Here is a 10,876-nt window from a genome sequence, read left to right on the forward strand (position 1 = left end):
CAAGGTTTTGATCGCTTTGCCTGTGGCGATATCCCAGATTTTGATCGTCTTGTCAGCACTGCCAGAAGCCAACTTTTGCCCATCGTTGCTGAAGGCGACGCTATTGACCGCACTGCTATGCCCTTCTAAAGTATTAACTTCTATAATTTGATTTTCTTTTTGCTCTTCGGGTTGCAAATAAACTGCTTGCCATAATGCTGCCACAGTTCGCATTTTGGTGAAAGTATCTTTTGTTCCCCCAGCTATAGATTTAAGTTTTTCCCCTGCTTTTAAAGCTTCAATTAAAGCATCAAAATTTTGCTTAGAGGCAAAAAACGCCTTGGAAGAATTGTTCAGGGCGTTGATTTCACTAATTTCGGCATATTTTCTTTGCTCATCAGCCCTGCGTGCTGCATCCCAGGCGGTTACTGCTAACCCAGCCAATACCAATCCGGTTGCAACTAAACCCATCAGAGCGTATCTGAGTAATTTATTGAATCTTGCTTCACTAATTTTTCTTTGCTCTCTTTCCTTTTCCAGTTCCGCCATGACCTGCTTTAACTTGGGTTCCTGTTGCTGACGGATAAAGGCGGCTAAATAATCATGCACCAGTTGATAACGGTCTGCGGGGTTTTCTGGTAACAAAACAACTAAGCCAGATTTAACAAAAATCTTTAATATTAATTCCAATCTACTCGTGTTTAAAACTTGATCTCTCGATTCCCCCGCCTGCAGCGACCCCCTTAATAAGGGGGTGGAAGGAGTGATAGTATTATTGCCCCATTTGGGGATAACAGAAGAAATATAGCCCCCCTTAATAAGGGCGGTTGGGGGGATCTCCGAAAGCTGAACCTCACTAAACGAGAGAAATTGCTGCAAATCCCGTTCTATTTCAGCGCGAGTCTTCAGGGGGCGAGTCCCTTTGTCATCGGTGAGCAAATACAGCAACAATTCTGCCGCTTGTTGATTTTCTACACCGCAGTCATCAACCACCTCTGCTAAGTAGCGCTTTACTAGTTCTTCTTTAGCGTTACTCCCCAATTGTTGATACTTCGCCAGAGTTGTAATATTCTCGGTTTGCAACTGCGCCCCCACCACCTGCAATTCAATCGGGCGCACCTCTCCCAGTTCCCCGGCTAAATCTACAACGAGTTGGTCAATTAAAGCAGGTTCTAAATAAAAGCTAGTGTTTTCAGTTAAACGCTGAATAATTGACTTAGCATCACTGGGCGAAAAATTCCCCAACTCATAAAGCACATTATTGCTGAGAATATCATTGCCAATAATCTTCAGACTCGGTAGGCGATTGCATTCCAGTAAATAATGCAAGTAATCCATCCGCAGTGACAAAATCACTTTTACAGAGAGAATATTTAGACATTCTCCCAGGAATTCAAAAAACTGCCGTCTTTGTTTTGCTTCTGGGTAAACAAAGAAAAATTCTTCAAACTGGTCAAAAATTAGCACAGTCCTCAGGTTGCGTTGTTCGTTTTTTCGCAGTTGAGTGAGGAGGGGTGAGAAAGCTGGGGGAGCTGGGGAGGCTGGGGGAGATGGGGAGGTGTAAAAGTGGGAAGTTTGAGGTTCTGAACTCGGAGTGTTGAGTAAAAAGCTCGGATTGTCGCGTTCTGAACTCGGAGTGTCGAGTAAAAAGCTCGAATTGTCGTGTTCTGAACTCGGAGTGTCGAGTAAAAAGCTCGAATTGTCGCGTTCCGAACTCGGAGTGTCGAGTAAAAAGCTCGAATTGTCGTGTTCCGAACTCGAAGTAGCGAGTAAAAAGCTCGAATTCTCGTGTTTTGAACTCGGCGTGTCAAATTCCAACTCTCTTCCTTCTTCTATCACCGCGTCCCCACTTCCCTGTGTCCCCGCGTCTCCCCCACCACCCAACACCCGCCCCAACTCTTCCACCCAATTGTTGTAAAAGCGAATAGCGACAACCAAATTATCTTGAGTACCGAGCGCCTTCCGTTTCAAAGCCGGAACTAGTCCCGCATTCACCAAAGAACTTTTACCAACACCCGATTGCCCATGAATTACGATTAATTTATAGTCAGGGCGACCGATGCGTTCTATTAAGCGTTCTACATCCAATTGACGACCAGATGCGGCAATTTCTGGGGCGATATTAGCCAGATTATCAATCTGTAATGCTGCTAAAACTTGCGTATCTAACTGTTTTGTTGCTTGTAATCTACCTGCACCGATAAACGCCCGCAAACCAAATTGCTGCTCAATAGAACGTGCTTCTAGCTTGGCATCAAATGCCTTGAGATATTGCTTTTGTTGAAAATATAGCCTTTGTAAATTCTCTAGAACCCTCAGATAAAGCTGAGGGTCGTTGTCTGTAAATCCTAATGTTCTAGCTTGTTCTAAATTATTAATTGCCGCTTGATTTTGTCCTAAATTCTCTTGTGCTTGTGCGAGGATTAATAATAATTCTTGCCGATGAGTAATTACATTTATCCGCGATAATTCTGTTGGTAGTGACTGATTAGGCGCAGCTAAAACTGTTAATGCTTTTTGGGCTAATTCTTTTGCTTGTTGCCAGTCATTTTGTACTAATGCAGTTTCAGCTAAAAAGCCATAATCTTGAGCTATTTTAATTGCTTTATTCTCGGATTCATGGATAATTAAAGCACGTTCAGCTAAGGTTTTTAGTTGTTCCCAATCTTCTAAATACCGAAGAATAATCCCGAATTGTTCCAGAGAATTGGCGACTAAATCGGGACGTTGACCCCCAAATGAGGCGATCGCTTGTTGAAGATAGTTACGAATTGTCCCCTTAAGACTACTAGCCTTGAGCATTGCTGCTTCGTCAGAGGCGATCTCTTGTTGAAGATAGTTACGAATTGTCTCCTTATTGGCTATACGAACAAAGCCTAGTGAACCAGCCTCATAATTTCTAGCCTGGGGGCTTTTTTTATCATCTTCTCTAGCTTTTTCGTAATAACAAACAGTAATTTGCGTCAATATCTTTCCTTGACGTTCAAAATTAATATTTGTTTGCAAATAAACTAAGCTTTGGTTGTAATGGTCAATAGCTGCATCAAAATTTTTATGAATATATTCAACCAAACCTAATAAAAACTCACAGTTCGCCTTCAATTCAGGTTCTAACTCTTGTTGCTGATTTTGTAATTCTTGCCAAGCTAATTTAATTTCCGCAATAAGTTCTAAATTTATCTTGAAAACATTATCAAATAATCGCGATGCTGTCTGTTGGATGAACTGAGTTAATTCATTAATAGTAATAGAAAAATCTTTTGTAGTCGCCCAACTTTCTAAATCTGGGGCTATTTGCATTAGTTGCTTGTGAATTTCATCGTTAATCCACAACACAATCGGGAAAGGAAAACTTTTGCGAAACTCCTCCCGCACCTGATTAGCAGAAATCAACATCTGGGACAAATCTTGCAATTTATCTAACCCCACCACCATCAAAGCTTGGACGTTATCCCCCAATTCCTCACGAATGGCGGTGTAAAGTGTCCTTTGAGATGGCTTGAGAGCTAAAACGCTAATCTTAACAGCAGAGATTTCCTGTAATCTGGCAATTAAGCGATCGCGCTGTTGGGCATAATTGCACTTTGCCAACATCAGCTTAAACTGTCCGACAGAAGCTTGAATTGCCCAAGCTAATTGTTGCAATGCGCGATCGTTGTTGATTTGCTGTTCACTCATAATTACGGAACGGTGGATATAGATCCCCGACTTCTTCAAAAAGTCGGGGATCTGGAATATGGTAAGTCACAATTAGCTGGTTAATTCCCTGGCTTCTGCCAAAATGGGATTAACATCAAACCAAGACTCACCGCGATCACGATATTCAAAGACAAAGCGACTGCGAATCAGCTTTTGATAGCCTTGGTCATCGCTGACTTTTTTTCTCTGCTTGACGTGACGTAACAATTGCCACTCATCATCAGAAATTGGCATGGTCATTTCATTCCGCCGGGAGCGAATTACTTGCTCTAAGGTATCGCGAGAAAGGGGAAGCGTCATTTCTTCCATAATCCAAGTGTTCAGCAACCGCAGCAAGTCGCGCACATGACCACCACTTATGTTGCATAAGCGTTCTAAGGTTGTTTCACTGTCAAAAATCTCTGTAATCTTACTTAAACGCTCCTCCGGTTCCAAGTCAGGAAAAGCTCTTGCTAACACCATCTGCTGCATCAGCGTTATTCCCTGTTCGTGGACGCTACCATCAGGCCACTGTACCGGAACCATCGGCAAAACTTTCGGGTCTTCGGGGAATCGCTGGGTGAGCGTGCCATAATCATTGGAGAATTTCAGCGATAGGGGCATGGTATAAACTAAATGACAATTTAGCTTGGTCAAAAACTCTCCCTGATCGACAAACAGATATTCCTGTTGCGGACGACCCCAAGATTTGACGCGATTATCGATGCGGTCAAGGTTATCGACAATTACCACTAAACCTTTTTTACCTTGCTGCTTGAGTTTGGCGATCGCAGGTTCTAGGAGTTCGCGATTAATCGCTTCTAGTAACTGGGTTTTCTGCGGGCCGAGATACTGATTGAGTTTTTCCCGCAGCGTCGGGTCATTCTTGGTTTTCGTCGTAATTTCCCCAATCCCAAACGCTAAAGACAGCTTTTCCTTTTCCGCCGCGTAACCCACATCTCCAACATTCGGAACCTTGAGCTTGACTCCTGTGACCTCGGAGTTTAAGACTCTCCAAGCACCTTGGAGCAACTCATTAAATTTGCTGGTTTCTGCCAGTGTAATTTTATCGAGACTTTGACTGACACGCCGTGCGATCGCCAGCAGCACATCGGCAATATCGACATCGGTCATTTCCAGGTCTTCGCTAGACTCAAAATACACTACCTGGAAGCCTTGCTTTTCCAGTTCCGCCTGTAACCGTAATAATTCTGTCGATTTTCCACAACCAATATGACCAGTAAATAAAGTGCAGGTAGGCTCATTCGGCTTGAAAAATGTAATCTTATGCTTCAGCTTGTTAATAATATCGCCGCCCCGCACCTCAGAAAAATCTATGTAATACTTTGCATCCACTCCATTAGTGATATACAGAGTGCGGCTGGGGTCAGTAGCCTGAAAGAAATTCAGTAAATCTATGGCCATAAAGCTAGGATTTTATTTATCTTGTATGTCCCAGATATCCTTGATTGCAAGAATAAAGTTATTTACAGCAATTGAAGCTATTATTTCGCAGAATTTCAGTTTTATTATTTAGTATTGTTAAATAAACTTTGCCAAACTCCGACATCCTACAAGGATGTCGCTACACGAACGAAGCTTGCCTTCGCAGCCTCATGATTGCCAGCCTGCGGGCGTCTAACAAAATTGGCTAAACTATTAATCGAGGCAAGCAATTTACATAGCAAAAGCCTGACGCTTTTTTGATAGTATAAAAACTCTGACTCGTTAAATAACGATTGATGTATGAGCAAAGGCACCCTGTTCGATAAAGTTTGGGACTTACACACCGTTGGGACACTTCCGTCGGGACTAACGCAACTATTTATCGGGCTTCACCTTATACATGAAGTCACCAGTCCCCAGGCCTTTGCGATGTTACGGGAACGAGGTTTAAAAGTACTGTTTCCTCAGCGCACTATAGCCACAGTCGATCATATTGTGCCTACAGAGAATCAGGCACGTCCCTTTGTCGATACGATGGCAGAGGAAATGATCCAAGCGCTAGAGCAGAATTGTCAAGAAAATAGCATAACTTTTTACAATATAGGTTCTGGCAGTCAAGGTATTGTCCACGTCATCGCTCCAGAACAAGGACTTACCCAGCCAGGAATGACCATTGCTTGTGGTGATAGTCACACTTCCAGTCATGGTGCATTTGGGGCGATCGCATTTGGGATTGGTACTAGTCAAGTACGCGATGTTCTAGCTTCTCAAACCCTTGCTCTATCTAAATTAAAAGTCCGCAAAATCGAAGTGAATGGCACCCTCAACCCCGGTGTCTACGCCAAAGATGTCATTCTCCATATCATTCGTACCTTAGGCGTTAAAGGTGGTGTAGGTTACGCCTACGAATTTGCAGGTACTACCTTTGAGCAAATGAATATGGAAGAGAGAATGACCGTCTGTAATATGGCGATCGAAGGCGGGGCCCGTTGTGGTTACGTCAACCCCGATCGAGTCACCTACGACTACCTCCGAGGTAGAGACTTTGCACCCAAAGGCGCAGATTGGGATAAAGCTGTGGCTTGGTGGGAATCTATCAAGAGTGATGCTGATGCTGAATACGATGATGTCGTAGTCTTTAACGCTGCGGATATTCCGCCAACAGTTACCTGGGGAATTACCCCCGGTCAAGGTATCGGCATCAACCAGTTGATCCCCAAACCCGACGAATTAGCACAAGAAGACCGATTTGTAGCTGAAGAAGCTTACAATTACATGGATTTATTTCCCGGTCAACCGATTAAAGGCACCAAAGTTGATGTCTGCTTCATTGGTAGTTGCACCAACGGTAGAATCAGCGATTTGCGAGAAGCCGCGAAAATTGCCCAAGGTCGCCACGTTGCAGAAGGAGTCAAAGCCTTTGTCGTCCCTGGTTCTGAAAGAGTCAAAAAAGAAGCCGAAGCCGAAGGATTAGACAAAATCTTCCTGGAAGCTGGCTTTGAATGGCGCGAAGCAGGATGTTCTATGTGTTTAGCCATGAATCCAGACAAACTACAAGGAAGACAAATCAGTGCTTCTTCCTCCAACCGCAACTTTAAAGGTAGACAAGGTTCGGCTTCCGGGCGCACACTCCTGATGAGTCCTGCAATGGTTGCAACTGCTGCAATTAAAGGCGAAGTCGCCGATGTGCGTGAGTTGCTCTAATTAATTTAATTGCTCAGATACCCGACTTCTTTAAGAAGTCGGGTATCTAAATCCACCTTATTTCAGAGACATTCGGTAGCAGGGTGCGTTGTTGAAATTACGCATCGAAAATTTCGGATAGTGTTAAGAGTACGGCATAATATACCCTAAAAAACTCTCTGCAACTATTCTTTCTTCGCGTTCTTTGTGTCATTCGTGGTTCGTTTTTTACTAAATTTATGGTAAGTGAAGTTAAAACAGTCTCCGGGCGTGGCGTAGCTTTAATAGGCGATGATATAGATACCGATCGCATCATCCCTGCCCGCTATTTAAAAGCCATCACCTTTGATGGATTAGGTGAAGGTGCGTTTATCGACGATCGCACAGCACTCAAAGGAGAGCATCCCTTCGATCAACCACAATACCAAGGGGCAAATATTTTAATAGTTAACCGCAACTTCGGCTGTGGTTCCTCACGGGAACACGCACCCCAAGCACTTGCGAAATGGGGCATTAAAGCCTTAATTGGTGAAAGCTTCGCCGAAATCTTTTTCGGTAACTGTGTAGCGATGGGCATTCCTTGTGTGACTGCTGATAGTGCGATCGTTAAGAAGCTGCAAGAATTAGTAGCTACCAATCCTCAAGCATCTGTAACGGTAAATCTGGAAACCTTGCAAGTCCAAATTGGTGATTACAATACCCAAGTTTCTATCGGTGAAGGTACAAGAAGTACCTTCATTTCTGGAACTTGGGATGCTTGCGGTCAGTTAGTAGCTAATGCTGATAAAGTTCGGGAAACTGCGGCGAAACTACCCTATGTAAGTTGGGGTAATTTAGCTGCTTAGAATTTGCTAAAATCTCACTCTATTCCGAGTATTGCAGTGGAAAAGTTGTAGGCAATTGTAGATATAGCATTGCCTATATCTCTACACAGGCGATCGCAAACTAAGCGATACTCAAGTTGGCTTTGACAATCACATCGTTGAAGTCTCGATCGCCGCCATTTGCTAAATCCTCAAAGCCAAAGATGTTATTTCCTAATAGGCGAATATGATCAACTTTGTCAGAGTTAGCACCTAGGAAGGGAAAGTAAACGGCTGGATCGTTATTAGAATTACTATCAATAATTGCATCAGGTCTACCATTAATAATCATAAATGGTACGAAAATAGCACCTGGTTTAAAAGTACCACTGTAAGTTGCTGTTCCTTGGTTGTTAACTGTCAAGTCTATTCCCGCAATTTGTCCGCGAACCGCAGCTTGAGTATAACCAGCTTGTCCGGGGAGAATATCTACTTTGCCATCGTTATTAGTATCAATGCCACCATTCTCATCAATCGCTTGATAGAAGCCAACAAAATTGTTGAACGCGGCTTCTCTATTCACTACAAAGTCAGCTTTAACTTGTTGTGTAACACTTCGCAAATCAATCAATTCTCCCTGCGGTTTACTTTGTAGATTTGTACCAAGAGATAATGGATCATTTGTGGTTTGAATTTTTACTACCAAATCTTGGAAGCTATTATTACTATTTCCCGAACCATCTTGCCAAGCTAGAGAAAATCCATCAGCTCCTAAATCCGTGACTTTTTGTGTTGTAGCGCTAGAAAAAAGTACGTCTGTAATTGGAGAGATTCCAGACTTCACAGCATCGATTGTACTATTTTTCACTAAATAGAATCTCAAGTTTTCACCAGAATTAAATTCCAACAGACTTTGGAGATTGTTGTTATTAAATTCATTGGGACGATTGGCGATCGCAGAGAAAATTACTCTAGCACGCTCTAAAGCTGCTTGAGCATACTCTGCTGCGCCTGGAGCAATACCGTTAATCGTACCTTGAGCATCATCAACAACATATACTCCCAGTTCATTCACCAATTTGGAACTATTTCCGGTGAGAGTAACTTGCAGTCTAGCTCGATCGCCATCGCCTTTAATGGTGAAGACATCATTATTAGCACTCTTGGCTAACGGAATATCGTTATCAGTGATGTTCACAGCTACAGAGTTAATGGCTATGCCATTATAGTTAACATCAGTGCTTGTAGCTGTATGTTGGATAGTATCGCTGTGATTTCCTTCGACGATCGCATCATCTACGGCTGTTACCCTTACCTCTTGTGCTACATTCCAGTTCTGTGCAGTGAAGGTAAAAGTTTTTGCACTAGTTTTGATTTGCTTTCCAGTGTTAAATGCAATTGTCACATCAGCCTGTGGTTTGCTGTTGAGTACCACAGAGTAGCGATCGCCTGCCCCACCTTCGCCAACTTTAGTACTACCATCAGTCTGGGTAATGGTAACACCTGCACTAGTATTGCCACCTGTACTAGTACCGTCACTTGCATCAGTAATAGTTCCTTTGGCTGTGCTATTGGTAGGGTTAAGAGTTGCTCCACTTGTGGGATTGCTTAAACTGACGCTGAAAGTCTCATTACTTTCTACTAAAGAATCGGTCGTTGTCTGAACGCTAAAAGTTTTATTAGTTTCTCCTTGCTTAAAGGTAAGAATCTCAGTTTTCGCTGTAAAGTCATTATTACTGGCTGTATCTCCTGTGCTGATAGATGTAGATACAGTGACACTTTCCTCCGCTTGAGCATCTCCTGTGCGGGTAATGGTGAATGCGATCGCCTGGCCCTCAGCTGCTGAAGCATTAGTAATTGAGAAAATATCAACTATAAAGTCGAAGTCATCTGGTGTAAGAGTATTGGCTTGGACATTTCTTAAAATGCCTAATTCTTTTAATTCACCATTGAAAGTAGCTTTGATAGATGTATCCGGGCCTGGTTGACCATTGACCAAGATTTGCTCTAATTTCAAATCTTGGAATTTCCGCACTTGCGGAATTGCCGCAATCACAACTTTATCTTCGCCTTTGGTAAAATCGTAGACCTCAACAGGTATTTCAGGAACGGCTGCACTAGCAATGTAGAAGCGGTCTTTACCAGTACCACCTGTAAACTGACTGCCTTTTGTACCAGCAAATAGTGAATCATTACCTGCGCCGCCAAATAAGCGATCGCTAGCTAATCCCCCAATCAGAAGATCATCGCCTTCGCCACCATCAAGACTATTGTTACCTGTTGCATTGGATGCATTCAGAAAATCATTACCAGTTCCACCGAATAAGGTGTTGTAACCAGTTCCACCAGAAACAACAAGCTGATCTTCTCCCGATTCACCATCGAGCTTGTTATTACTACCCTCAACTACAAACAGGCGATCGTTGTCTTCGCCTCCTGTGAGTGTGTTAAAACCCAAACTACCTACAGCAAATAAACTATCTTCTCCAATACCACCTGTTAAGGTATCGTTATTATTGCTAAAAAGCTGGTCATTACCAGAGCCACCATCAAGCAAATTATTTCCTTGACCATTGGAAGAGTCTAGTATGTCATTTCCCTCAAGACCAAATAATTGATCATCTTTTTTCGCATATAACTCATCTTGATTGGCAGTACCGTTAATAATCATGATTATGTTTTCACCTAGATATAACTTGTGTACGTCAGTTTATGTATTCAGATTTTTAGATAGAGAGTTTCTCTAAATTGGTATCAAGCTGACAAATCAGCAATCAAACCATTTAGAGCAAAATACTTTTTTATCTTTAAAAAGATATTTTTTTAAATTCTCAAGTATATTTGTACGATAATTTCTAACGCCTTAGATTATCTATTTATAAAGAGTTTGAACTAAATTTATGAGGTTTTGATTAAATACATCTACTAATAAATACAAACTCATGATTACATTAATGAGCAATTATTAAAAGGTTATCAATTCATTAAAATCTGCTTAGTCTCTAACTAAAAAATTACTATAGAAAGCAAGTTTGATTTTTGAAAAAACTACCTACTCTTGAAGCTTAATTGTCCAGTTTTATTCTAAAGAAAATTCTTAGCCTGCTAATTTAAGACTGTCGCATTCGTGTGGAACACATTGAAAAGTAGTTAGGACTGATACCATTTCACAAAAAATATGATGTGGATGTAGGTTGGGTTGAGGAACGAAACCCAAGACTTCAAAGCCTTGTAATTGTTGGGTTTCACTCAGTTCAAACGCCACTTCACTCAAGTCAGGAAACCCG

General features: G+C 42.2%; 5 protein-coding genes and 1 pseudogene. 2 read left to right on the forward strand and 4 right to left on the reverse strand.

Annotated features, from left to right (window positions below):
• A pseudogene (locus BV375_RS06130) lies at positions 1 to 3,657 on the reverse strand (ribosome assembly protein 4); the annotation flags it as partial.
• 72 nt (positions 3,658 to 3,729) lie between these two features.
• The gene (locus tag BV375_RS06135; protein WP_086758371.1) at positions 3,730 to 5,082 is read right to left on the reverse strand and encodes a P-loop NTPase fold protein; all 1,353 of its coding nucleotides are present in this window, start codon (positions 5,080 to 5,082) and stop codon (positions 3,730 to 3,732) included.
• Positions 5,083 to 5,403: 321 nt separating this feature from the next.
• Between BV375_RS06135 and leuC the strand changes: the two genes are divergently transcribed.
• Together leuC and leuD are read left to right on the forward strand one after the other, a co-directional pair.
• On the forward strand, positions 5,404 to 6,807 hold the full coding sequence (gene leuC, locus BV375_RS06140) for a 3-isopropylmalate dehydratase large subunit (RefSeq protein WP_086758373.1): 1,404 nt from the start codon (positions 5,404 to 5,406) through the stop codon (positions 6,805 to 6,807).
• A gap of 218 nt (positions 6,808 to 7,025) precedes the next feature.
• The gene (gene leuD, locus BV375_RS06145) at positions 7,026 to 7,631 is read left to right on the forward strand and encodes a 3-isopropylmalate dehydratase small subunit (RefSeq protein ID WP_086758375.1); all 606 of its coding nucleotides are present in this window, start codon (positions 7,026 to 7,028) and stop codon (positions 7,629 to 7,631) included.
• Between the two features lie 100 nt (positions 7,632 to 7,731).
• On the opposite strand, the gene BV375_RS06150 is transcribed toward leuD, so the two are convergent.
• The gene (locus BV375_RS06150; RefSeq protein WP_086758377.1) at positions 7,732 to 10,260 is read right to left on the reverse strand and encodes a DUF4114 domain-containing protein; all 2,529 of its coding nucleotides are present in this window, start codon (positions 10,258 to 10,260) and stop codon (positions 7,732 to 7,734) included.
• A 426-nt stretch (positions 10,261 to 10,686) separates the two neighbouring features.
• The coding region (locus BV375_RS37495) for a hypothetical protein (protein WP_208099064.1) at positions 10,687 to 10,876 on the reverse strand (190 nt) is incomplete at its 5' end.

This window comes from Nostoc sp. 106C (genome assembly GCF_002154725.1).
Lineage (GTDB): Bacteria > Cyanobacteriota > Cyanobacteriia > Cyanobacteriales > Nostocaceae > Aulosira.